The sequence below is a fragment of the Nocardia abscessus NBRC 100374 genome, from assembly GCF_000308455.1.
Taxonomy (GTDB): domain Bacteria; phylum Actinomycetota; class Actinomycetes; order Mycobacteriales; family Mycobacteriaceae; genus Nocardia; species Nocardia abscessus.
This window is the reverse complement of sequence record NZ_BAFP01000132.1, coordinates 1-23860: the sequence shown is the minus strand read 5'-3', so window position 1 is coordinate 23860 and position 23860 is coordinate 1. Positions and strand designations below refer to the sequence as shown.

General features: G+C 67.7%; 21 protein-coding genes and 1 tRNA gene. 10 read left to right on the top strand and 12 right to left on the bottom strand.

Annotation, left to right across the window (positions count from 1 at the left end; all coding sequences use genetic code 11):
* The first annotated feature begins 128 nt into the window (after positions 1-128).
* Together ON19_RS27010 and ON19_RS27005 are read left to right on the top strand one after the other, a co-directional pair.
* Positions 129-398, top strand: a complete 270-nt coding sequence (locus tag ON19_RS27010; RefSeq protein ID WP_063709500.1) for a hypothetical protein — start codon at positions 129-131, stop codon at positions 396-398.
* Positions 395-787: a type II toxin-antitoxin system VapC family toxin gene (locus ON19_RS27005; protein ID WP_051169352.1), complete on the top strand. Its 393-nt coding sequence runs from the start codon at positions 395-397 to the stop codon at positions 785-787. The genes ON19_RS27010 and ON19_RS27005 overlap by 4 nt, the downstream gene beginning before the upstream one ends.
* 202 nt (positions 788-989) lie before the next feature.
* Here the strand turns inward: ON19_RS27005 and ON19_RS27000 are convergent, their stop codons facing one another.
* Positions 990-2075: a fatty acid desaturase family protein gene (locus tag ON19_RS27000; RefSeq protein WP_051169351.1), complete on the bottom strand. Its 1086-nt coding sequence runs from the start codon at positions 2073-2075 to the stop codon at positions 990-992.
* A gap of 458 nt (positions 2076-2533) precedes the next feature.
* Here ON19_RS27000 and ON19_RS26995 point away from each other — a divergent pair, with 458 nt between their 5' ends.
* Positions 2534-3463 (top strand): ADP-ribosylglycohydrolase family protein, encoded by a 930-nt coding sequence (locus ON19_RS26995; protein WP_086006728.1) that lies wholly within the window; start codon positions 2534-2536, stop codon positions 3461-3463.
* A gap of 25 nt (positions 3464-3488) precedes the next feature.
* Here ON19_RS26995 and ON19_RS44020 read toward each other — a convergent pair whose 3' ends face one another.
* The 8 genes from ON19_RS44020 to ON19_RS26955 form a co-directional block, all read right to left on the bottom strand.
* Positions 3489-3710 (bottom strand): hypothetical protein, encoded by a 222-nt coding sequence (locus ON19_RS44020; protein WP_227954479.1) that lies wholly within the window; start codon positions 3708-3710, stop codon positions 3489-3491.
* A 250-nt stretch (positions 3711-3960) separates the two neighbouring features.
* Positions 3961-4635 carry a hypothetical protein gene (locus ON19_RS44015; RefSeq protein ID WP_043698820.1) on the bottom strand — a complete coding sequence of 225 codons (675 nt, stop codon included), beginning with the start codon at positions 4633-4635 and terminating at the stop codon, positions 3961-3963.
* 135 nt (positions 4636-4770) lie between these two features.
* Complete coding sequence (locus ON19_RS26980; protein WP_157229861.1) at positions 4771-5082, bottom strand: hypothetical protein; 312 nt, start codon at positions 5080-5082, stop codon at positions 4771-4773.
* Between the two features lie 336 nt (positions 5083-5418).
* Positions 5419-6453: an LLM class flavin-dependent oxidoreductase gene (locus tag ON19_RS40750; RefSeq protein WP_083899662.1), complete on the bottom strand. Its 1035-nt coding sequence runs from the start codon at positions 6451-6453 to the stop codon at positions 5419-5421.
* A 353-nt stretch (positions 6454-6806) separates the two neighbouring features.
* Positions 6807-6879, bottom strand: a tRNA-Arg gene (locus ON19_RS26970).
* A gap of 96 nt (positions 6880-6975) precedes the next feature.
* A complete protein-coding gene (locus ON19_RS26965; RefSeq protein WP_043698815.1) occupies positions 6976-7755 on the bottom strand; it encodes a hypothetical protein in 780 nt (259 codons plus the stop codon).
* Between the two features lie 73 nt (positions 7756-7828).
* Entirely contained in the window at positions 7829-9298 is a 1470-nt protein-coding gene (locus tag ON19_RS26960; RefSeq protein ID WP_043698814.1) for a flavin-containing monooxygenase, read from the bottom strand.
* Between the two features lie 83 nt (positions 9299-9381).
* Positions 9382-10524: an acyl-CoA dehydrogenase family protein gene (locus ON19_RS26955; protein WP_043698813.1), complete on the bottom strand. Its 1143-nt coding sequence runs from the start codon at positions 10522-10524 to the stop codon at positions 9382-9384.
* A gap of 571 nt (positions 10525-11095) precedes the next feature.
* Here ON19_RS26955 and ON19_RS26950 point away from each other — a divergent pair.
* The 4 genes from ON19_RS26950 (at position 11096) to ON19_RS26935 (ending at position 15203) form a co-directional block, all read left to right on the top strand.
* Entirely contained in the window at positions 11096-11491 is a 396-nt protein-coding gene (locus ON19_RS26950; RefSeq protein WP_043698812.1) for an ArsR/SmtB family transcription factor, read from the top strand.
* Positions 11488-12525 carry a cation diffusion facilitator family transporter gene (locus ON19_RS26945; RefSeq protein ID WP_043698810.1) on the top strand — a complete coding sequence of 346 codons (1038 nt, stop codon included), beginning with the start codon at positions 11488-11490 and terminating at the stop codon, positions 12523-12525. The genes ON19_RS26950 and ON19_RS26945 overlap by 4 nt, the downstream gene beginning before the upstream one ends.
* A 776-nt stretch (positions 12526-13301) precedes the next feature.
* Entirely contained in the window at positions 13302-13532 is a 231-nt protein-coding gene (locus ON19_RS40745) for a hypothetical protein (protein WP_218006485.1), read from the top strand.
* A gap of 30 nt (positions 13533-13562) precedes the next feature.
* A complete protein-coding gene (locus ON19_RS26935; protein WP_043698806.1) occupies positions 13563-15203 on the top strand; it encodes a long-chain fatty acid--CoA ligase in 1641 nt (546 codons plus the stop codon).
* A gap of 15 nt (positions 15204-15218) precedes the next feature.
* Here ON19_RS26935 and ON19_RS26930 read toward each other — a convergent pair whose 3' ends face one another.
* From ON19_RS26930 to ON19_RS26920, 3 genes are all read right to left on the bottom strand, one after another.
* Positions 15219-15767 (bottom strand): HD domain-containing protein, encoded by a 549-nt coding sequence (locus ON19_RS26930; RefSeq protein ID WP_043698804.1) that lies wholly within the window; start codon positions 15765-15767, stop codon positions 15219-15221.
* Between the two features lie 128 nt (positions 15768-15895).
* Positions 15896-16288, bottom strand: coding sequence for an SCO5389 family protein (locus tag ON19_RS26925; RefSeq protein WP_043698802.1), 393 nt, complete (start codon positions 16286-16288; stop codon positions 15896-15898).
* A 61-nt stretch (positions 16289-16349) separates the two neighbouring features.
* On the bottom strand, positions 16350-17414 hold the full coding sequence (locus ON19_RS26920) for a nitronate monooxygenase (RefSeq protein WP_174377733.1): 1065 nt from the start codon (positions 17412-17414) through the stop codon (positions 16350-16352).
* A 183-nt stretch (positions 17415-17597) separates the two neighbouring features.
* Here ON19_RS26920 and ON19_RS43150 point away from each other — a divergent pair, with 183 nt between their 5' ends.
* The 3 genes from ON19_RS43150 to ON19_RS26905 form a co-directional block, all read left to right on the top strand.
* Entirely contained in the window at positions 17598-18482 is an 885-nt protein-coding gene (locus tag ON19_RS43150) for a M23 family metallopeptidase (RefSeq protein ID WP_043698800.1), read from the top strand.
* Between the two features lie 143 nt (positions 18483-18625).
* Positions 18626-19609, top strand: coding sequence for a helix-turn-helix domain-containing protein (locus ON19_RS26910; protein WP_043698798.1), 984 nt, complete (start codon positions 18626-18628; stop codon positions 19607-19609).
* A gap of 293 nt (positions 19610-19902) precedes the next feature.
* On the top strand, positions 19903-23860 hold a 3958-nt coding region (locus tag ON19_RS26905; RefSeq protein WP_043698796.1), incomplete at its 3' end, for a non-ribosomal peptide synthetase.

The following is a 23860-nucleotide window of genomic DNA, read 5'->3' as shown; positions in this document are numbered from 1 at the left end:
ATGGATGTTGCCGACGTGGAGATGCTGTTGCCGGCTTCCCCGCCGGTCAGCCGCCCTCCACCCTCAATGCATGCTATTCTGTGCATGAAGTACTGCATGTATGTAGGTCATGCGAAGGAGGGTGTCCGATGGCGACGGTTCAGGTGCGAGACGTCCCCGACGAAGTGGCCGCGGTGATCGCGGAGAAAGCCAGTGCCGAGCACAAGTCGGTGTCGGCGTATCTGCGGGACCTGATGGCAGCAGATGTCCGGCGGGAACTGCAGCGGCGGGCTATCGCCACATGGGACGAAGAGTTGAAGCAGACGCAGCAGCGGTTGGGTATCACTGGCCGGGCGACGGTGTCCGGAGCCGAAGCGGTGCGTGAAATTCGGGACGGTTACGACCGGGGCGAAGAGTGATCGTCGTCGATGCCTCGGTCTGGGTCGATCTGCTGCGCGGGGCTCTGCCGTCCGGCTATGCGGACCGGATCCGCATAGCCGGGTGTGTTTCCCCGCCACATGTCGACTTCGAAGTCGGCTCCGCGCTGATCCGGTTGGCGCGTCGCGGCGAACTGGAACTCGAGCAGGCGCGCGCATTGATCGATGCGTTCAGCAAGCACCCCGTGGAGCGAATCCGCGAACCGGTCGATTCGGTTTCCGCTGTGGGATTGATCGATAACGCCACGTACGCGGATGCCTGGTATATCGCCCTTGCCCAGCGCCTCGCCTATCCACTGATGACCCTGGATGACGGGATGCAGAAGGCCGCCCGGATCCACGGGGTAGAAGTGGTGGGTGCGTCCGGCTGACGCCGGTACCGGTTCTAGGGCGGGTCGATTTCGTCTCGTGCGGCTGGATCTCGGCCTCACCGCGGCTGTACCCGGGCGACCTGACCAGCGCGGTCCGTCGTGTTGAGGGATACGAGTACGCCTTCGAGCATACGAACATGACCGGGGCCGCAGAGCGGAGCGGCCCCGGTGTGTCCGGGGCGTCGTGATGCTCAGCTTGTGTTCAGCGATTGCGTTGTGGCACTCCGGCACCCGGGTCTCGATCGGGAGTGCGCAGGGGAGCGCCGACGTGGTGCAGGTGTCTCAGCGCCTCGCGGTAAGAGGAGATCAACCCGGTTTCGTGGTAGGGCACGCCGATTTCGGTGCAGTAGTCGCGGACGATCACCTGGGCGTGACGCAGGTTCGGTGTCGGCATGCTCGGGAACAAATGGTGCTCGATCTGATAGTTCAGCCCGCCGAGCGCGAAGTCGGTCAACGCGCCACCCCGCACGTTCCGGGAGGTCAGCACCTGGCGGCGGAGGTAGTCGGGGCGGTCGTCGCCGGTCAAGGTCGGCATGCCCTTGTGGTTCGGGGCGAAGATGCAGCCCATGTACAGGCCGAAGAGGCCCTGGTGGACAGCAAGGAACGCGAAGGCTTTGTCGGCGGGCAGAACCGCGAACAGTGCGGCCAGGTAGGCGGCGAAGTGGCCGAACAGCAGTGCGCCCTCCAACCCGCGGTGTTTGACCGATCGATTCCTGAGCGCCCGTACGCCGGCCACATGGAGGTTCAGGCCCTCCAGCAACAGGAGGGGGAAGAACAGGAACGCCTGCGCCCTCCCGATGAGACGAGCCAGACCGCGGCTGGACCGTGCCTGCTGTTGTGACCAGACCAGAATGTCGGGCGCGACATCGGGATCGAGTTCCTCGTGGTTCGGGTTGGCGTGATGCCGGGTGTGCTTGTCCTGCCACCAGCCGTAGCCCAGGCCGATGCCGGCGTTGCCGACGAGTCGTCCCACGAGCTCCGTCCGCCGCCGTAACCGGAAGACTTGGCGGTGTGCGACATCGTGCATGACGAGTGCGATTTGCGCGAACGACACGGCCATGAACCCCGCGACCAGCAGCGTCCACCACGAATCGCCGACGAGGACGAACGCCGCCCAGCCGGCTACGAACGCGGCCCCGACGAGGCTGAGCCGGACGGCGTAGTAGACGGGACGCCGGTTCATCAGCCCCGCGTCGGAGATCCGGCGTAACAGACGGGCGTAGTCACCGTCGGCGCCGCGCTGCGGTGACCGTGGAGATGACTCGGGGACCAAGGCAGATGTCGTCATAGATCTTCCTGAGAGTTGAGTCGCCAGACGCCATCTCCGTCCGTCGACGATGCCGGCCGGTCGATGTCGGAGCGGGCGCCGATTTCGATACCCCGAAGCTATCGGCCGGATTCTCGTTACCCGTAATCCCCTGGTATGAGATGGAATCAGACTGCGGTGTGATATCGGATGTCCACTGCGGACCGGAGGCATCCCTGATCGGATGTCAACCAAGCCCGCGGTAGTCCCGAAGCCCACATCATCGGCAAGACACAGGCCAGGTGGAGTAAGGATAGTGTTGCAGCGAGGCCGGTGAAGTCTGGCGTCATGGATCGAAGGACTCGGGGGCGACGGCATTGCCTGGGCTGGACGGGTTGTTCGGCGTGGGCGGTCCTACTACCCGGTGTTCGTTCCCCTCTTCGATGTGCCCTCCGTGAGTGTTGCGGTAGATGCCTTTTTGTTGGCAGGATCGTCTGAGCATGCCGAACACTGATACCGCGTATGACAGCCTCGAGGGTTTGTCCGTTGGTGATGCGCTGGGTGCACAGTTCTTTGTTCCCGGTCGCTCCGTACCCGACCTTCGCGCCGGGCGACCGCCAGCGCCCCCGTGGCGATGGACCGACGACACCGAGATGGCCTGTTCGGTGTATGCGGAAGTCCGCGACCGTGGCCATATCGACCGCGACGTGCTCGCGGCCGTGTTCGCTGATCGATGTGAGCCCTACCGTGGCTACGGTGCGGGCACAGTCGTTGTGCTGCACGAGATTCGCGACGGCCGTCCCTGGGTCGACGCAGCAGGTGCTGTTTTCAACGGCCGCGGATCGTGGGGAAACGGTGCTGCGATGCGAGTCGCTCCCCTGGGGGCGTATTTCGCCGGAGATCTGGATCGAGCAGCGGCGCAGGCTGCGCTTTCCGCCGAGGTCACCCATCGGCATCCGGAAGCGATCGTTGGCGCCATGGCGGTTGCCGTCGCTGCCAGCTACGCCGCAGCGGCACGTGGAAAAGATTGTGCGCCCGATGAATTACTGGACGCGGTGGAGCCGTATCTGGTCGATGGTCGGACTGCGGAAGGTGTCCGCCGCGCTCGAAAATTACTCCGTCGATCCGCGGCCGAAGCTGCCTACGAACTCGGCAACGGCGCCCAAGTCAGCGCGCAGGATACGGTGCCGTTCACGCTGTGGGCGGCTGCGAGCTTCCTCGGCGACTATCCGGCTGCCGTCACCGCGTGTGTCGAAGCGGGAGGGGATGTGGACACCACGGCCGCGATTGTCGGTGGAATCGTGGCAGCGCATACCGGGATCGCCTGCCGAGGCGCGACACGCGGAATACCGGAGGGGTGGCTGGCGGCGCGCGAGTCTCTGCCCGCATGGGCGACGGATCGACACCGATCATCAGCGAACTCACGGTAATTCCGCTGATCGAGCGATCGCGACGTTATCGACCCGCGGCGGTAGCGGTGTCGCCGTCCCGCCGTTCCCAGCCGCCCGGACGGTAGACCCACCGTTCATCGCTACCGTCGCGGGCGACATAGGTGGCGCCGAACGGAAGGTCTGTGACCTCACCGCTGTAGTACGCCAGGCGGAGCATGTCGACGGCCAGCCAGTACGCATAGTGGGCGGCCGTCGATTCCCACTCCGCGCGTTCGAGTGACGTCATGAAATGCTCGTCGCGGCGCAGAGCGTCCCCAAGCGTGCAAGTCCAGTACAGCACCCGATCCGGGCCGCTGGAGCCGCGCGGTATCAGCTCACGCGCAGCGCCGCACGTGTAACACGGGCCCACCGGGCGGGGCGCGAATCGGTCCATCATCCAATGCAAGTCGATAATGCTGTGCTCGGTGTCGCGGGTGCCGGTACTCCCGCCGGCGGTCAGGCAATCCGGGCACTGCAACCCTCTGAGGCCGTCCCCGCTATCCGGCCACCCGGCAGGCCACCGCGCGCCACAACGCATGCACCGGAATTGGCCGCCCGGTGGTGCGGTCACCGAGACTGGGTGATGAAACCCGGCTGTCGCGTAACGGGCCTAGGTAGCCCGGGTACATGCCCAATTCTCCGCGCGGCCACGCGCCGGCCCGCTCCTGCGGCCACAGCAGCCCGATGGCTTCGCTCACTGCGCGCCGGTCCCAGACCGCGCCCGGCCGTGCCGGAAGCCCGGCCGCATTGAGGTGGTCGGCGAGGTCGTCGACATCCTCGGCGAAAGACGCGTTCCGCCGAGCGAGTTCCAATACACCGGCCTCGCCGTATCCGGCGCGCATCGCCGCTGGTATATCGGCCCACTGCAGAGCGATTCGAATCCGGTGCTGGAGGCGGCGCTCGGATTCGGCGCGAACCTGCAGTGCAGCCTGCTCCTCCGCACTATCCGGCCACTGGTCCACCGAGCGGTCGCCATACACCCGGCGTGGCATTACCGCCAGCGCACCCGCACCAGGCGGAACCGACTCCTCCTCGTGGTAGCGATCGCGGTGACGCCCCGCACGTTTATCGAACTCGGCGAACGCCGCCATCGCCTCGGCAATCAACTGCCTGCTCGGCTTCTGCGCGTCCTCGGGCGTCCGGAACCGCTTCCCGCCAACCTCTTTCGTCATTCGCTTCCCCCAGCAGCCCACAGATCGTGTAACGGCACGGTACCGGCACGCATCGCTGGCCCCGACCTCGGCTCAGCGGGCAGCGATCCGTCGCTCACGCTGCGTGCTCGCCTGCTACCTGACCAGTCCTCCCCGTCAGTCGCCGACGAACAGGAGATATCCGTTGGCGCGGAGCGCGATCGACAATGCCCGCTTCAGCAGGTCGACCGCCTGCCGCTCGGCATCGGTCCGTGCCTCGATCTCCTCGATCTGATCCAGGATCAAGCCGAGCTGGTACCGGTTGAACATGGTGTCGCCGTACCGGTAGATGCCCCGTACCAAAGTGGTTTCGGGCTGCGCGGCGCACAGCCTGAACAGCGTTTCGTCCGCATCGTCACCGAAGCGGTGGATCTCGGCATGGTTGATGTCCTGTACGACGATGTCCAAAGCCATTCGATCCCCGTTCATCTCCTCCGGGGTGCATCGTAATTGCCAGGGCCGGAGTGTTGTCGGTCCGGTTGGTGATCGCTGCCAGAATCGGCACGCCGGGCCCGGCCACGATGAACTGGTATGTCGGATGTTCCTGCCTCATGGGGAACGGCTCCGAGCGTGCCTACGAGATATCGGAAGTGGTTGTCGCGTGACAAGACCGTCTTAGTATCCCGTCACGCGCTCGAGTTGACTGCGCTCACGATCTGCGGCAGGTCCCGGGCTAATTCATTGGTGTGCCGAACAGGAGTGCGATTTCGCGAGATTTCTTGTTCCCTGGCCCGCGCACTCGTCGGTTCGGGCTTGGGATGGAAATCAGGGACGTCCCGGTGAAGTCGATGGCTTGATCGTTAAAGGCTGGTGCTTGTTGTTTATCAGCAGTTCGTAGGAGCGGTGTCGATCGTCCGGCTCGTACAGGTCGGTCTTGACCAAGAGTTCGGTAGCGCCAGTCGCGTGAATAAGTGCCTGTAATTCCTTGAGTACAGTTGCGGTCTCTCCGACGAAGACGCCGGTCAAGTTGTCATCGGTATGCCGGTTTGTCGAATGCCCGTGTGTTTCAGCGGTTTGCGGGCTGGGTAGGCGTATCGGGTGCCCCTGCCGTCGTTGGGCGATCTTCATCCGCAGCGATCCGGCCAGCCACTGGGCTTGCTCATCACTGTCGGCAACGATAACCGCGACACTGATCATGATCTGTGGATTCGGACATAGAGATGAAGGCTGGAAAGTTCGTAAGTAGGCCCGGACTGCTTCGATGGTGTTGCTCGGCTTCAGATGGTGGGCAGCTGCGAAGGGCAGGCCGAGGCCGCCTGCGATTCGAGCGGTGTAGTCGCTGCTACCGAGCATCCAGATTTCAGGTCTGCTGCCTTCAGCAGGCACTGCAGCTATTCGGCCGTCGCCGTCAGCTGCGTCGAACAGCGCGAGCAGTTCTCGGACCTGATCTTGGAACGGTTTGGCTGTGCGATCCGACTCGCTGCGCACGCGGTCGGTGATCTCACGAGGCCCGCCCAAAGCGCGCCCAAGTCCGAGGTCGATACGGCCTGGATGGAAAGCCTCCAACGTGCCGAATTGTTCTGCTACGACGATAGGAGCGTGGTTGGGTAGCATGACTCCACCAGCGCCAACCCGGATCCGCCGTGTTACCGAGGCGACGCGTTCGCTGACGACGGCCGGCGCTGCACTGGCCACGCCTGGCATTCCGTGATGCTCAGGAACCCAATATCGGTTGTAGCCGAGGTCGTCGACGAACTGTGCCAAGTCGACAGCGTTACGCAGCGCCATCCCGGCGTTCATCTCCTGTGTGATGGGGACCGTGTCCAGAACTGAAATGTGAACATCGTGCGGAGAAGTCATAGTGGAGAGCACCTTTCTGTGCCATGACTCCGAGCTTGGACAGCTCTCTCCCGACCTCGAGCATCCACCGGGCTCGGGATCGCCAACTTTTCAGCTCGGGCTCGATGCTCGGGTAGGGAGGTGTTCCGACAGAGCTGAAAGAATTCGCCTCACTCATCGCCCGGAGGGCGGCCGCGACCATGGTGGCTGCGACCTGCGGCTGGTGACTGTTGCCGTTGGTGGATGGAGCGTATCGGCTCAGTTCGGCGAGCGCGTCGCTTATTTCATGGGTCGGATACGGCCCTAGACCAGACCAATGCGCAGCACAACAGGGCAAGCGGGACAACAACGCAAAAAGTTGCCCATGTTTCAAGTGCCCTCGGCAGGATTCGAACCTGCGACACCCGCTTTAGGAGAGCGGTGCTCTATCCCCTGAGCTACGAAGGCGTGCTTGGGTGGGCTCGGGCCCGCCCGGGACGTTCGCAGTCTACCGGGTAACGGGTCCGGAGACCGCATCGCTGTCCTGAGGGTGTTACGAAGGGATCAGAAGCCTCCGCCGTCGAAGCCGCCTCCGCCGTCGAAGCCGCCTCCGCCGTCGAAGCCGCCGGAGTAGTCGCCACCCTCGTTGGATCCGGGGTCGTAGCCGCCGCCGTCCGCGGCGGATCCGTCCTGGAAACCCTCGCCGTAGCCGCTCTCGAAGCCTTGCGCGTCGTAGCCGACTCCGGACATCCCGGCGAACAGGGAGGTGAAGAGCAGGGCCGAGCCGATGCCCCAGGCGCCGGCGACCATCGCGGGCTTCCACCAGGGCTCGGAGTACCAGCCCGCGGGGACGGGGCGCCCGGCCACTCGGCCGCCGGGGTAGTAGTTGGGTGTCGACGAGGAAGGGCCGGGTGCGGCCGCGATCTGCCTGCCCTCGTATTCGACGACGCGCTTCTCGGTGACCTGCCCCGCGGTGTCCTGGCCGTCGAGGGCCGCGATCGCGGGGCCGGGGTCCATGTTCATGGCGGTCCGCGCGGCCCTGATGTAGTAGAGCCCTTCCAGCGCGGTCTGTTTTGCCAGCCGCGCCTGGGTGGGCGTGCGGGCCTGATCGAGTTGGGAGCCGGCCGCGAGATGCCGTTCGGAAGCGTCGGCGAGCGCTTGGACGGCGGCGTCGTTGCTACCGGAGAGGCTGTAGACCTGACCGCCCAGCCGTTCGTTCACTTGCCGGGCGTCGGCGAGAGCGTCGGCCAACTCGATGGCTCCGCGCTGTTTGCTAAGTCGTATCTGCCAGACCAGTACGGCGATCAGCGCTACAAGTAATAAGGCGATCAGCAGCCATGACATGGGTACCTCTTCCGCTCGACCTCGGACAACGCCAGTTTACTGGCGGCTAGCTGAGGTCTGGCTGAGCGCGAGGTCAGTGTGCGGCGGGCGCTTGCGCCTCGTCGTAGTCGGCGGGGTCGAAATTCCTTGTCTTCCAGCGGTAGAGGACGGTGGCGCCGGGCCAGTTGTTGGTGATCCGGCCGGAGGCGTTGCGGTACCAGCTGGAGCAGAAGTTCCAGGGGGTGTCCTTCAACCGGTTCTGCAGCCAGTCGTCCCAGCGCTGTTCGGTGGTGGCGCGGGCGGCGAGGTAGCGGCCGGGGCGGTCGGTCAGGTACCGCACGACCTGGCGGATGTAGCGGGCCTGGGATTCGAGCATGTAGATGATCGAGCCGGAGCCGACGTTGGTGTTCGGGCCGTACATCATGAACAGGTTCGGGAACTGGGGCACGGAGAGGCCGAGGTAGGCGCGGGCGCCTTCGTCGGCCCACACGTCGGCCAGCTTGCGCCCGCCGAGGCCGTAGATGTTCATCGGCGCGAGGAACTCGGTGCCCTTGAAGCCGGTGCCGTAGATGATGACGTCCACCTCGTGCTCGACGCCGTCGGCGGTGCGGATCCCGGTCGGGGTGATCGCCTCGATGGCGGTGGTCTCCACGGTGACGTTCGGCTGCGCCAGCGCCGGGAAGTACTCGTTGGAGAACAGGCCGCGCTTGCATCCGGCCGCGTAGTCGGGTGTCAGTTTCGCGCGCAATTCGGCGTCGGGGATCTGCTTGGCCCGGTGCCGGTCGGCCAGCGCGATCACCGGCGCCTTGATTCCCGGGATGTCGGTCAGCGCCAGGGCGAGCACCTCGAAGAACGACCAGATGGCGAAGCGCTCGGCGAGGCGGCTGGGCGGGAAGTACTTGAACAGCGCGTGGTGCAGGGGGCTGTACTGGACGTCGGCCTTCGGTAGCACCCAGGCCGCGGAGCGCTGGAACAGCGTGAGATGGGCGGCGGCCGGCTGTATACGCGGGATGTATTGGATCGCGCTGGCTCCGGTGCCGATGCAGGCGATGCGCTTGCCGGCCAGGTCGACGTCGTGGTTCCACTCGGCGGAGTGGAACGCGGGACCGGCGAAGGTGTCGATGCCGGGAATGTTGGGCAACGCGGGGCGCGAGAGCTGGCCGACCGCCGGGATGAGGATGTCCGCGGTCAGTTGCGCACCGTCGGCCGTGCGCACGATCCACTGGCCGGTTTGCTCGTCGAACTCGGCGTCGAGCACCTCGGTGCCGAATCGGATGAAGCGCCGCAGGCCGTGCTTGTCGGCGACGCCCTGCATGTACCCGTGGATGTCGCGCTGTTCGGAGAAACGCCGGGGCCAATCGGATTTCGGCTCGTAGGACCAGGAGTACAGCGGGGAGGGTACGTCACAGGCCGCGCCGGGGTAGGTGTTCTCCCGCCAGACGCCGCCGAGGTCGGTGGCCCGCTCCAGGATGGTGAAGTTGTCCAACCCGGCCCGCCGCAGCTCCAGCGCCATGCCGAGCCCGCCGAATCCGGCTCCGATGATGATGATGGACGGCGTTGTCATGCTTTGAGGGTACGGAAGAGTATCCGCAGGTCCGAAGACATCCGCGGTCATTCAATCGGTATTTTCGGCCACGCCAGGAGGCGTCAGCTGTCCGCGAGCTGACGCGCGATGACCAAGCGCTGGATCTGGTTGGTGCCCTCGAAGATCTGCATCACCTTGGCCTCGCGCATGTAGCGCTCGACTGGGAAATCCTGGGTATAGCCGTAGCCGCCGAAGACCTGGACCGCGTCGGTGGTGACCTTCATGGCGGCGTCGGTGGCGACGAGTTTGGCCACGCTGGCCTGGCGCGAGTACGGCAGCCCCGCGTCGCGGCGGCGGGCGGCGTCGAGGTAGGTGGCGCGCGCGGAGTCGACGGCGGCGGCCATGTCGGCGAGGACGAAACCGAGACCCTGGTGGTCGATGATGTGGCGGCCGAACGCCTCGCGCTCCTTGGCGTAGGCGACCGCCTCGTCGAGGGCGCGCTGCGCCAGGCCGGTGGCGACCGCGGCGATGCCGAGGCGGCCCGAGTCCAAAGCGCTGAAGGCGATCGAGAGGCCCTGTCCCTCGGCGCCGACACGGCGTTCGGCGGGCAGGAACGCGTCGTCGTAGGTGGCGGTGGTGGTGGGCACGGCGCGCAGGCCCATCTTCTCCTCGGGTTTGCCGAAGCCGAGGCCCTCGGTGTCACGGGGGACCAGGAAGCAGGAGATGCCGCGGGAGCCTTCACCGGTGCGGGCGAACAGGGTGTAGAAGTCGGCGCGGCCACCGTTGGTGATCCAGGCTTTGGCGCCGGTGATCCGGTAGCCGCCCTCCACCGGGGTGGCGCGGCAGCGCAGTGCGGCCGCGTCGGAACCGGCGTGCGGCTCGGACAGGCTGTAGGCGCCGATGGTCTCGCCGGAGAGCATGCCGGACAGCCAGCGCTGCTTCTGCTCCTCGGTGCCGAAGGCGAACAGCGGATGACAGGACAGGCTGTGCACGCTGACGGCGACGGCCACGGCCGCCCAGCGGGCGGCGATCTCCTCGAGCACCTGCAGGTACACCTCGTATGGCTGCGCGCCGCCGCCGTATTCCTCCGGATACGGCAGGCTGAGCAGTCCTGCGGCGCCCAGAGCGGGGAAGACGCCGTCGGGAAAGATTCCGGTCTTCTCGCACTCGGCCACGCGCGGTTCGAGTAGCTTGTCGGCGATGTCGCGGGTCAGCTCCAGCAGATCCCGGGCCTCGGGGGTGGGCAGCATTCGATCCACTGGCATGTCGTCTACTCCGCGGGTCGCTCGTACGTTCTCGTGATTCACCCTAACCGGGTGCCGCCACCGGCTCGTCCGTGCCGGTGGGCGGTCACGCGAACGCGGTGGCCGGCGCGCGGCGACGTCGCGATGACCGACCGGTGGAGACGGTCGAAGGTCACGGTCTGGACAGGATTCCCGCGCATGCGGGCCGCTCGGTGCACAATGTCCCGACGGTGGCGGCGTGGCGCCCGGCCGCGAGTGCGTGCTGGAGTCGCGAGGACGCCGGATCCGGCGTGGTGCACGTGCAGCTGTGTGCACAGTTGTGCGTGAACTTCCCTGCGGTGCCCCAGCATTCATGCTGGTCACGGCAGTTCTCTCGGAGATGAACCGAAATCGTGCCGGTACCTGCGGAATTGGTTTGTCTCATTCGGGTGATATCGGTCCGCCGGCCTGGCGCACCGACGCCACACTCGACTAAGACAAAGAATGTTCGAATTCGGGGTCGACCGGTGTGTCGGCGGCAACGCAGGGGGTGCCGCCGGCACATCGGCCCGGAGCGCTGGTGCGGGGCCTTCGCCTGTTCTAATATCTGCGTATGAATGCAGATAGCCAGGAATTGCGACCGCCGCTCGCGGAGGATCAAGTCGGACTGGTTGTCGAGGTGTTCCGCATGCTCGCCGACCCGACCCGGGTGCAAGTGCTCTGGGCCCTCGTCGACCGCGAGCTTTCGGTCAACGACCTGGCCGGGCAGGTCGGCAAGCCCGCGCCTTCGGTGTCGCAGCATCTGGCCAAACTGCGGATGGCACGGTTGGTGAACACCCGCCGATCGGGGACGACGATCTTCTATCGCCTGGAGAACGAGCACATCCGGCAGTTGGTCGTGGACGCGGTGCACAACGCCGAACACGCGGGGCCCGGTGTGCCGGCGCATCACCGCGGCGTGGGCGCGGTGCGTGAACTCACCAGCCGGGACGGGGCGAGTGCGTCATGACCCACCGGCATCATCACCATCACCCCCATCATCAGCACCAAGCCGGGCACCATCACCCGCATCGGTCGGGGTTGGTCGGTGCACTGCGGGAGGTCTTCGTCCCGCACAGCCACGACGCCGCCGACAGCATGGACGACGCGCTGGAGGCGAGCGCGGTCGGCATCCGGGCGGTCAAGATCAGCCTGGTCGTGCTCGGGTGCACCGCGGTGCTGCAACTGGTGATCGTCGCCGCGTCGGGTTCGGTCGCCCTGGCCGCGGACACCGTGCACAACTTCTCCGACGCGCTGACCGCCGTGCCGCTGTGGATCGCGTTCGCCCTCGGACGCAAGGCCGCGACCCGGCGCTACACCTACGGATTCGGCCGGGCGGAGGACCTGGCCGGCCTTTTCGTCGTCGCGATGATCGCCCTGTCGGCGCTGATCGCCGGGTACGAGGCGGTGCGCAGATTGCTCGATCCGGTGCCGATCGAGCATCTGGGCTGGGTTGCCGCGGCCGGCTTGGTCGGGTTCCTGGGCAACGAGACGGTCGCGCTGTACCGGATCCGGGTGGGACGGCGGATCGGCTCGGCGGCACTGGTCGCCGACGGCCTGCATGCGCGCACCGACGGGTTCACCTCGCTGGCCGTCCTGCTCGGTGCCGGTGGGGTGGCGCTGGGGTTCCCGCTCGCCGACCCGATCGTCGGACTGCTGATCACCGTCGCGATTCTCGCGGTGCTGCGGACCGCGGCCCGCGACGTGCTGCGCCGGTTGATGGACGCCGTCGAGCCGGATCTGGTCACCGCGGCCGAGCGGGCGCTGGCCGCCGAGCCGGGTGTGCAGGGCGTGCGCAGCCTGCGGATGCGATGGATCGGCCATCGCCTGCACGCCGACGTCGAACTGGATGTCGCCCCGACGATCACGCTCGCGGACGCGCATCGCGTCGCGCACGAGGCCCAGCACACCCTCACCCACGTAATGCCCAAGCTGGACACGGCTGTGGTGCACGCTTATCCGGCGCATACCGAGGCAGCGGTGCCGGGGGCAGTGGGAACCTAGGGCTTCCGCTGCCGGGAGTCGTGGTTCTGGGATGGCTGGGGCCCGGGGCATCTGCCGCCGAGAGTCGCGGTGCCGGGGCGGTTGGAACCTAGCGCGCCCGCCGCCGCGAGTCGCGATGCTGGACTGGCTGGACCCGGGGCATCTGCCTGCGAGAGTCGCAGTGCCAGGGACAGGGGAAACCTAGGGCGTCCGCTGCCGAAAGTCGGGGCTGGCGGGAACCCCGGGGCGTCTGCCATCGAGAGTCGCGGTGCCGGGGGCAGTTGGAACCTCGGGCGTGCGCCACCGAGAGTCGTGGTGATGGGGATGGCGGGAACTCCGGGGCGTCCGCCACCTAAAGTCGTGGTGCCGGGGGCGGATAGAGCCCGCGGCGTCCGCCACCGAGGGGGCGGCACCGAGCTGACCAGCGGGAACTGAGGGCGCCCGCCTTCGGATCGATGCGTGTGGATTCCCCGGTCGGCCTTGCCCGGGGCGGCCTACCGTTGGGTAGCATCGCCGGTGTGATGTGGCTCATGGTCGGTGCGTGCTGAACCATGCTGGTGCGTGTACCGACCCTTCCGAAGCTGCTCCACCTGGCCCGACGTAGTCACATCCCGGAAAATCTGGGCGACGTCGCGTCGATCGGCGCGGAAGTGGACCCGGCCGAGGTAGGCCTCGCTCGCGGTTATGCCGAGCGCATCCCGCAGCGAATGCGACCGCTATACCGCAGCGCTGTGCATCGGACCATCCACGCATCCGACCTGATACGCGGCACGAACCTCCGCTCCGGGTACGGTCCGATGCCCGGCGGCCGGGCGCTCAGCCTGTCCAGTCCCGAAACCCGCCGCGCCTTCGTCCATCTCGGCTTCACCGAAAACGTGGCGTGGGCCCATCCCGAACGCGCGCTGTCGTGCGCCGTGCTCACCAGTGGCAAACCGATTCCGTACCCCCAAGTGACCCGCTGGCTCGGGTTGCTGCACGGGATCACATCGGAGACCCCGAAGGTGGCCGAAACCGACTTGGCTTTCTGACGGGAAGTCACCGAAGAAAAAGGAGTTCCGATGTTGAGCACTATGCAGGACGAGCCGTTGTCGTTGGCGACGTTGCTGCGCTACGCATCGACGTTCGCCGGCGATTCGACCGTGTCCACCTGGACCGGGACCGGCGTGCGCACCATGACCTACCGCGAGGTCGGCGCCGAATCGGCGCGGTTGGCGAACGCGCTGCGCTCGTTGGGCATCGGGGTCGGCGACCGGGTCGGCACGTTCATGTGGAACAACAACGAGCACCTGGTCGCCTACATCGCGGTGCCCGCGATGGGCGCGGTGCTGCACGCGCTGAACATCCGGTTGTTCCCCGAGCAGGTCGTCTACGTGGCGAATCATGCCGAGGACCAGGTGGTGCTGGTGGACGGCACACTGGTGCCGCTGTTCGGGCAGATCCTGCCGCACCTGACGACCGTGCGCCACGTCATCGTGGTCAATGGCGACGCGGCGACGCTCACCGCGCCCGAGGGTATCCAGGTGCACTCCTACACCGAGTTGCTCGGCGCGCAACCGGACACCTACGACTTCCCGGTGATCGACGAGCGCTCCGCCGCCGCGATGTGCTACACCTCCGGCACCACCGGCGATCCGAAGGGCGTGGTGTACTCGCACCGCTCGAACTGGCTGCACGCCATGCAGGTCGGCGCGAACAACGGGATGGGACTACTGGGCACCGACACCATCCTGGCCATCGTCCCGCTGTTCCACGCGAACGCGTGGGGCCTGCCGTACGCGGCGCTGATGTCCGGGTCGAATCTGCTGATGCCGGACCGGTTCTTGCAGCCGGGCCCGCTGCTGGAGTGCATGGCCGCGCAGAAGCCCAGCTTCGCCGCCGCGGTGCCCACCATCTGGGGCGGCGTGCTGGCCGGGCTGGCGGCCAACCCGCAGGACATCACGCACCTGCGTGCGGTCGTGGTGGGCGGCTCGGCCGTGCCGCCCTCGATGATGCGCACCTTCGAGGACAAGCACGGCGTGCGGGTACTGCACGCGTGGGGCATGACCGAGACCTCGCCGCTGGGCAGCGTCGCGCATCCGCCCGCCACCGCGCTCACCGACGAGGACAAGTGGGCCTACCGGGTGACCCAGGGCCGCTTCCCGGCCGGTGTCCAGGCGCGCCTGGTCGCCGACGACGGCAGCGTCGTCGCCAACGACGGAGTGTCGCTGGGTGAGCTGGAAGTACGCGGTCCGTGGATCACCGGCTCCTATTACTCGCCGGACGGCACGGCGGTCGATCCGGAGAAGTTCGACGACGGCTGGCTGCGTACCGGCGACGTGGGCAAGATCAGCCAGGACGGCTACCTCACTCTGGTGGACCGTTCCAAGGACGTGATCAAGTCCGGCGGCGAGTGGATCTCGTCGGTGGATCTGGAGAACGCCGTGATCGGGCACCCCGCGGTCGCCGAGGCCGCCGTGATCGGCGTGCCGGACGAGAAGTGGGACGAGCGCCCGCTGGTGGCGATCGTGCTCGCCGAGGGCGCCGAGGTGAAACCCGAGGAACTGCGCGAGTTCCTGGCCGACAAGTTCGCGAAATGGCAGCTGCCCGAACGCTGGACATTCATCGCCGAGGTCCCCAAGACCAGCGTGGGCAAGTTCGACAAGAAGCGGCTGCGCAGCCAGTACGCCGACGGCGACCTGGAGGTCACCACACTCGGCTGAACCCGGTCGCCCGCGTCACCACTTCAGCATCGGCAGTGGTGACGCGGGGTGGGTCCGCAACCGCCGCGCGGCCAGCTGCACGAGCCTGCGGTGGAAGCCGCGGTTCGGATACCGCTTGGCCAGCTCGCGGTAGGTTCCGCGGGAGATGCCGAACCGGCCGAGCAAGCCGAGCTCGACGTCGATCGCGTCGGCGCGCCGGAAGATCTCGACCGGATCGTGCGGCGGGCCCGCCGGGCGGACTCGGTGGTGCTGGTCGATCATCGACACCACCAGCTCGCTCAGGTCGTCGCGGTCGATGCTCGCCAGCCAGGCGCGCGCCTGGTCGCAGGAGGGGGCGAGATAGTCGAAGCTGCCCGCCGACCAGATGCCGATGTCGTGCAGGGTGGCCGCGGTCAGGAACTCCTCGCGGGCGCTCGGCCGGGGTTGCTGGTCGGCGGCCAGCAGGTCGCACAGCGTCAGGACGCGCAGCACGTGATTGGTGTAGGCGGCGCGGTCGGGCCCGAGCTGCTGCTGCCACGGTGCGAGCCGGACTTCGACCTCATCGCGAAGATCGTTGCTGCTCATGGCGGTTCACCCTACGCGAACAGCAGCGCGGTGGCCGGTGGCGACGCGCGGCCGCACCCGGCCGCATACACGAAAAACCCGGCGCGGGCCGAAACGGTTTGCCGCGCCGGGTGTTCAGCTCGTGCTACTCAGCAGTTGCGCAGTTCCGGGTTCTGGTTCAGCAGCTGGGCCCGGGTGCCGATGAAGGTGGTGTAGGTCTCGCCGCCGACCGCGGAGAGCGGGAAGGCGGCGACCCGGTGGCAGTTCTGGAAGGCGAGCTTTACGCCGAAGTGCCGCTCCAGGCCACCGCGAATGGCGTCGGAGGCCATGGCGCGCAGCAGTTGTCCGCGGGCCACCTCGTCCGGCGGTGCGATGGTGTTGTCGGCGTATTCCTCGGTGCCGGAACGCAGTTCACCGGCGACCCGACTCACGACTTCCCACGCGTAGGGCAGCGAGGTGCGGACGACCTCGACGAAGTCGGCGTCGTCGACCTCGCCGCGCTCGGCGCGTTCGAGTAGTGCGGTGGGGACATCAAGGGACATGGCGCTCTCCTCCAGTGCTGGACGTCGTGCGATGCCATTCGAGTCTAAACGAAACTCGTTGTCAACAATGCTGGATCCGGCGCGAAAGAGCTGTCTCCAGAGCGGTTTTCGCGGCCGCGGCCAGCGTCGCGACCAGTTCGCCCGCGGGTAGCTCCGGTGTCAGCGCGTGTGTCTGACCCGCCCAGAGGTTGACCTCATCGGAGTTGCCCGCCGCTCGTGCGGCGGCCCGCAGCGGGGCGGTGGCGTAGTGGATCTCCGGGTATCCCGTCGGCGCGGTCGCGGTGTGCTCCACCAGGAATCGGTTGCGCAGCCCGCGCGCCCGGCGTCCGGTGAACGCGCGCGTGAGCATGGTGGGGGTGTCCGCGGCCAGGGCGGCGCGGTGCACCTGGTTGGTGCCCGCCTCGGGGCAGCGCAGGAACACGGTGCCCAGTTGCGCCGCGGTGGCGCCCGCCGCGAGCGCCGCGGCGATGCCCGCGCCCGTCGCCAGGCCGCCGGTGGCCACCAAGGGCAGGTCGGTGGCGGCGGTGAGCAGTTGCAGCAGCGCCAACAGGCCGAGCGGGTCGGTCGCGTCGTCGTCCGGGCGGTCCACGAACGTCGCGCGGTGCCCGCCCGCCTCGGCGCCCTGGGCGATGAGCGCGTCGGCGCCCGCGTCGACCGCGATGCGAGCCTCGGCGACCGACGTGACGGTCACCCACACTTCCGAGCCCGCGGCGCGCAGCCGCGCGACTTCGGTGGCGCTGGGGCAGCCGAAGGTGAACGACACGGCCGCGACCGGGTCGGCGACGAGGAGATCGAGCTTGGCGTCCCAGTCGTCGGTGTCGAATCGCGGCTCCCCGAGTTCGTGATCGGCGCCGAGTTCGGCGAGATAGTCCGCCAGGTCGGCGGCGGGCGTCGCGGGGCCGGGTACGAAAAGGTTCACGCCGAACGGTTTGCCGGTGGCGGCGCGGGTCGCGGCGATGCGCGCCGCGGTGTCGGCGGCGCTCAGATAACCGGCGGCCAGCTGTCCGAAACCGCCCGCCTCGGCCACCGCGGCGGTCAGTTCGGGAGTGGATGGGCCGCCCGCCATCGGGGCCAGCACGATCGGAACGTCCAAGTGGTCGAGGATCACGGAACAAGTCTCGCCCATCTGGACATGTGACCCGGGCCTCACCAGCGTTTTTCCGCTGGAAGGTTGCGGAATGGTCACGACGAGGTAGAGTTCCCGTCACGACGGATGCCAAACCGTTATCGCCCGGCTTAATCGGATCGTTATCGAACCGGTGGGACGGGCAGGCATCCCGGACCCTGTTCTACGACCGAGGACTCAGCTTTGTCGCAGCACCGTGTAGGCCCCAGTTCCATTACCGTCCAGAGCCTCCTCGGCGAGGGCGGCGAAGCGGGCCGTCCGAAGCGGCACCGCGCCGAGCCGTCCGCCACCGAGCGGGTGAAAGCCGCCGCCACCGCCGCCGTCGCCGCGGGCGCCCTCATCGGCGCCGCCAGCCAGGCCGCTCCGGCGCTCGCCTACGCGTCGCCGCTGCTGCCCGGTTCGCACGGCAGCGACGAGGACGAGCAGGCCGCGCCCACCGTCGTGAAGGGCTCGAGCATCCTGCCGGTCGCCGAGGCGAAGGCCGCCGCCGAGCCGGTCGCCGAGGTCGCGCCCGAGCCCGCCGCGGTCGCGGGCCAGATCGCGGCCCCGGTCGCCGCCCCGTTCGGCATTCCCAATCTTCCTCCGGAGATCGCCGGACCCTTGGCCCATGCCGAGGAGGTCCTCAAGGGTGTGCAGCAGCAGGTCGCGCCGGCGCCCCCGGCGTCCGCGGTCCGCCCGGTGGCCGGTGCGGTCAGCTCCGGCTTCGGCAGCCGCTGGGGTGCCATGCACTACGGCATCGACTTCGCCGACGCGCTCGGTGCGCCGATCCACTCGGTCAGCAACGGCACGGTGATCGAGGCGGGCCCCGCCTCCGGTTTCGGCCTGTGGGTGCGCGTGCTGCAGGACGACGGCACCACCGCGGTCTACGGACACGTGAACGAGATGTTCGTGCACGCGGGTCAGCGGGTGAACGCGGGCGACGTGATCGCCACCGTCGGCAACCGCGGGCAGTCCACCGGTCCGCACCTGCACCTGGAGATCTGGGATCAGGCAGGCACCAAGATCGACCCGATGCCGTATCTGGCCGCCAAGGGCGTGCCTTTGGGCTGGGGCCCGTCCACACACTGACTTTTCCTGTCCGGCTTGATATTCCGACGAGCGCTCGGTTGCGCACAGTGGAGCTTCCCGCGTCCCGATCGCGGAGGAAGCGGATCGTGCGCGCGTCTCGTAGAGCGGCCACACGGACACCGGTCGGTCGCTAGGCTCGGGCCGTGATCGAGCTGGGCGACATCTTCGAGCCTGGGTCACCGCACGGCCGCGTCTACGCCGTGCTGGTGCACCATCCCCGGTCGAGTCTCGCCGATATCGCGCAGTACCTGGGCGTTTCGGAAGACCTCGCGGCGGACTCGTTGGATGTGTTGTGTGAATTGCGTGCCGCGGTCCGCATCGAGTCGCCCGACGGCGAATCGCTGTGGGACGCGCACGCACCGGAATCGTTGTCCGAAGCCGAGGCGCGGCGCAGACAACAGGAGATCAACCAGATGCACGCTGCCGCCGCGCGGCTGAGCGAGACGTTCCGCTCGGTGCGGCGCTCGCCACGCGGTAACGGCGCCGTGGTGCCGGTGTACGAGCGGTTGGAGATGCTCGCGGATTTCGAGGAGATGCAGACGGCCGCGCGCAGCTGCGTCAAGCTGGTCGAGCGCGGCCCCTATCTCAGCGATCCGGAACGCGAGCGCCAGTTGTTCGAGCTCAAACGGGCCAGGCTCGGCGAAGGCATCCGCTATCAGACCCTGTACCAGGACACCGTCTACCAGGATCCCGAGCGCTTGCGCCACGCCCTGTCCACCAACGCCAGCGGTGCGCAGGCCAGAACGCTGCCGGAGCCGCCGTTCAAATTGATCATCAGCGACGACGAGCGGGCCAGCCTGGTGCTGCACGCCGACGAGCGCAGGCCCGACCCGATGGGTCTGCGCATCACCGGCTCGCCCACGCTCGAGCTGTTGATCAAGACCTTCGACGTCTTGTGGGCGATGGCCGCGCCCATCTCGGTGAATCCGGCCGCGGAGGCGCTGGACGAACGCGACCGCGCGATCCTGACCCTGATGGGACTCGGCGCGACCGACGACACCATCGCGCGCCGGCTGGGGATGTCGCGGCGCACCGTGGTCCGCCGGACCGCCCGGCTGCTGGAGCGTCTCGGCGCGAGCACGAGATTCCAGGCGGGGGTGCAAGCCACCCGGCGCGGATGGTTGTGAACATGTTCACCGATCCGGGTAACCCTGCAACATGACCGGCCCCGCGCCGATATAACGGCAGGCGATCAGGCAAGACACCGATTTCAGGGGGAGTGGGCGGTGTCCGACGAGAGGACAGCACGGAAGTAGGGGGCGCGGACCGCAGTGGCGGCAGCCGCGGCAATCCAATACAGCGCGCGGGTTCAGTGGTCAGTCCCTTATATGATTGCCCGGTCCGCGCTGGCCCCGGATATCAAGCCCTGAGCAGGGTAGGGCCCGGGTCCTGGCTCGATGCGAGAGGTGAATGCACTCGAATGGAAACCGCCCGTCGTTCCGCTCGCGGTAGCCGTCGCCGCAGGTCGGGCAGTCCGCTCTTCGCGCAGCTGCTCACCGCCGCCGTCGAGTCCGCCGCCACCGAGGTCGCGATCCGGTTCAACCCGACGGGAGACCCGGCCGACGACCGGGAGCTCACCTACGCCGAGCTGGACGCGGCGTCCTCCCGGCTGGCCAGGGAACTGATCGAACGCGGTGTGGGCCCCGGCGACGTGGTAGCCATCGGAATCTCGCGCAGCGTGGAGTCGGTGCTCGCGGTCTGGGCCATCGCCAAGACGGGCGCGGCCTACGTGCCGGTGGACCCGACCTATCCCACCGACCGCATCAATCACATCGTCGCCGACTCCGGCGCCACGGTCGGCCTGACCACCTCGGCGCACCGCGCGGTGCTCGGCACCGGCGTGTACTGGATCGAGCTGGACGACCCGGTGCAGTCCGCTCGCATCGCCGCGCGCCCGGAGCATCCCATCTCCTACACCGACCGGGTCCGCCCGTTGGACGAGCGGCACCCGGCCTACGTCATCTACACCTCCGGCTCGACCGGCAAGCCCAAGGGCGTCGTCGTCACGCACAGCGGCCTGGCCGGGCTGGTGGCCGCGGAGCGTGAGCACTACGGGGTGACCGAAGAGTCGCGCGTGCTGCACGTCTGCTCGCCGAACTTCGATGTCTCGGTGCTCGAACTGCTGCTGGCCTTCTCCTCCGGAGCGACGCTGGTGATCGCGCCGCCGACCGTATTCGGCGGTTTCGAGCTGGCGGATCTGCTGCGGCGCGAGCGCGTCACGCACATGCTCATCACGCCGGGCGCGCTGGAATCGGTGGACCCGGCGGGTCTGGAGGACCTGCAGGCCGTCGTGGTGGCCGGTGACAAATTCGGTCCGGAACTCCTCGGCCGCTGGGCAGACGAGCACGAGTTCTACAACGGCTACGGGCCCACCGAAGCGACGATCCTCGCCACCAGCACGCCGCCGATGACGCCGGACGAGCCCATCACGATCGGCACGGCCATCCCGGGAGTCGGCGCGTTCGTGCTGGACTCGCGGCTGCGACCGGTGCCTGCCGGGGTGGTCGGCGAACTCTATCTATCCGGTCCCGCGCTGGCGCAGGGCTATCTGAACCGGCCGGGCCTGACCGCCGAGCGGTTCGTCGCCAGCCCGTTCGGCGCCGACACCGGCAACCCGGGCGCCCGGCTGTACCGCACCGGCGACCTGGTGCGCCGCACCGAGTCCGCGGGCCAGGACGGCGGTGTCATCGAATATCTGGGTCGCTCGGACTTCCAGGTGAAGATCCGCGGTTTCCGCATCGAACTGGGCGAGATCGACAACGCGCTCACCAGCCACCCGGACGTCGACTTCGCGGCCACCCTCGGCAAGACGCTGCCATCGGGTGCGACCGCACTGGTGGCCTACGTGCTGCCGCGGCCGGGAGCCGACGTGGACACCGGCGTGCTCGCCGAGTACCTCGGCGAATCGTTGCCCGCGTACATGATCCCGGCGTCGATCATGACGTTGGAGTCGATCCCGTTGACGCCGGTGGGCAAGCTGGATCGTGCGGCGTTGCCCGAGCCGGTGTTCGCCGCGCGGGCGTTTCGTGCGCCGTCGACGCCGGTGGAGGAGATCGTCGCGGACGTGTTCGCGACGTTGCTGGTGCCCGAGGAGGACGGGCGCGTGGGTGCGGACGACGATTTCTTCGAGCTCGGCGGGAATTCGTTGTTGGCGGCGCAGGCGGCGGCGCGGGTGGGTGCGGCGTTGGGTGTACGGGTGCCGGTGCAGTTGTTGTTCGAGGTGTCGTCGGTGGCGGGGCTGGCGGCGCGGGTAGAGGCGCATGCGGGGTCGGCGGCGGGCCGGGTGTTGGTGGCGCAGCCGCGGCCGGAGCGGGTGCCGTTGTCGTACGCGCAGCAGCGGATGTGGTTTTTGAACCGGTTCGATCCGGGTAGCGCGGTGAACAATATTCCGGTCGCGGTCCGGTTGTCGGGGCGGTTGGATGTGGCGGCATTGCGGGCGGCGGTGGGGGATCTGGCCGAGCGGCACGAGGTGCTGCGCACGGTTTATCCGGATGTGGATGGTGTGGGTTACCAGGTGGTGTTGCCGGTGGGGGATGCGCGGGCGGTGCCGGATGTGATGGTGCGCCGCGCGGGGGAGTCGGAGGTGCCGGCGTTGGTGGCCGCCGCGGTGGGGGAGGGTTTCGATGTGACGGTGGCGCCGCCGGTGCGGGTGCGGTTGATCGCGTTGAGCGAGTCGGAGCATGTGCTGGTGTGTGTGGTGCATCACATCGCGGGGGATGGTTTTTCGATGGGTCCGTTGACGCGGGATTTGATGAGTGCGTATGTGGAGCGCACGCGCGGTGGCGCGCCGGGGTGGGCGCCGTTGGAGGTGCAGTACGCGGATTTCGCGTTGTGGCAGCGTGAGGTCCTGGGCGACGAGGATGACCCGGAGTCCGTGCTCGCGCAGCAGATCGCGTTCTGGCGTAGCGGATTGGCGGGGTTGCCCGAGCAGTTGGAGTTGCCTGCGGATCGGGCGCGTCCGGCGGTGGCGTCGCATCGGGGTGCGACGTTGGCGTTCGAGGTGGACGCGCGGGTGCACGCGGGGTTGGTGCGGGTAGCGCACGAGCACAATGCGACGTTGTTCATGGTGGTGCACACGGCGTTGGCGGTGTTGCTGGCGCGGTTGTCCGGGAGCCGGGATATCGCGGTGGGAACGCCGGTAGCCGGGCGGGGTGAGGCAGAACTGGACGATCTGGTCGGCATGTTCGTCAACACGCTGGTGTTGCGGACCGAGATCGATCCCGGGGTGGGGTTCGACCGGTTGCTGGGCCGGGTGCGGTCGGTGGATGTGGAGGCGTTCGGGCATGCCGATGTGCCGTTCGAGCGGTTGGTGGAGTTGCTGGATCCGGTGCGGTCGCCGGCGCGGCATCCGTTGTTCCAGGTGATGTTGACCTTCCAGAACCTGGCGCGTACCGAACTGGAGTTGCCGGGACTGTCGGTGTCGGCGGTGGATCTGGCGGTGCCGTTGGCGAAGTTCGATCTGCAGGTGGCGGTGGCCGAGGACATCGATCGGCACGGACAGCCGCAAGGGTTGTCGGCGGCGTTCACTTATGCCACGGATTTGTTCGATCCGGCGACGGTGCAGGATTTCGCGGATCGGTTCGGGCGGATCCTGGCCACGGTGGCGGCGGATGCGTCGGTGGTGGTCGGTGATATCGATGTGCTGGCCGCGGGTGAGCGCGAGTTGGTGTTGCACGAGTGGTCCACTCCGGGTGCGATCGTGCCGGAAGTGACGTTGGTCGAGGTCATCGCCGCCCAAGCTCGTTCCCGTCCGGACGCGATCGCGATCCGCTACGCCGACACCAGCCTGAGCTTCGGTGAGTTGCATCGGCGCGCCAACCAAGTGGCGCGGGCGTTGATCGCCCACGGCGCGGGTCCGGAATCGCTGGTGGCCGTGGCGGTGCCGCGCACCGAGGAACTACCGGTCGCGTTGTTGGGTGTGTTGACCGCGGGTGCGGCGTATCTGCCGATCGACACTACTTATCCGGTGCAGCGGCTGGAGTTCATGCTCGAAGACGCCGCCCCGGTCGCCATCCTGACCACCGCCACCGAGCGGGAGTCCCTACCCGTGGGCAATGTCCCGGTGCTTCTGCTGGAGGAGACCACCGGCTACGACGACGCACGGGTCCGCAACCGCGAGCGCCTGACGCCGCTACGTCCGGACCACCTGGCGTATGTCATCTACACCTCCGGTTCCACCGGTGTGCCCAAGGGTGTCGGAGTGGCGCACCGCAACGTGGTGGAGTTGTTCGCCAACACCCAGTCGCTGTTCGAGTTCGACGAAACCGACGTGTGGACGCTGTTCCACTCCTTCGCGTTCGACTTCTCGGTGTGGGAGTTGTGGTGCGCGCTGGCCAACGGCGGCACCGTGGTCGTGGTCGACTACCTGACCTCCCGTT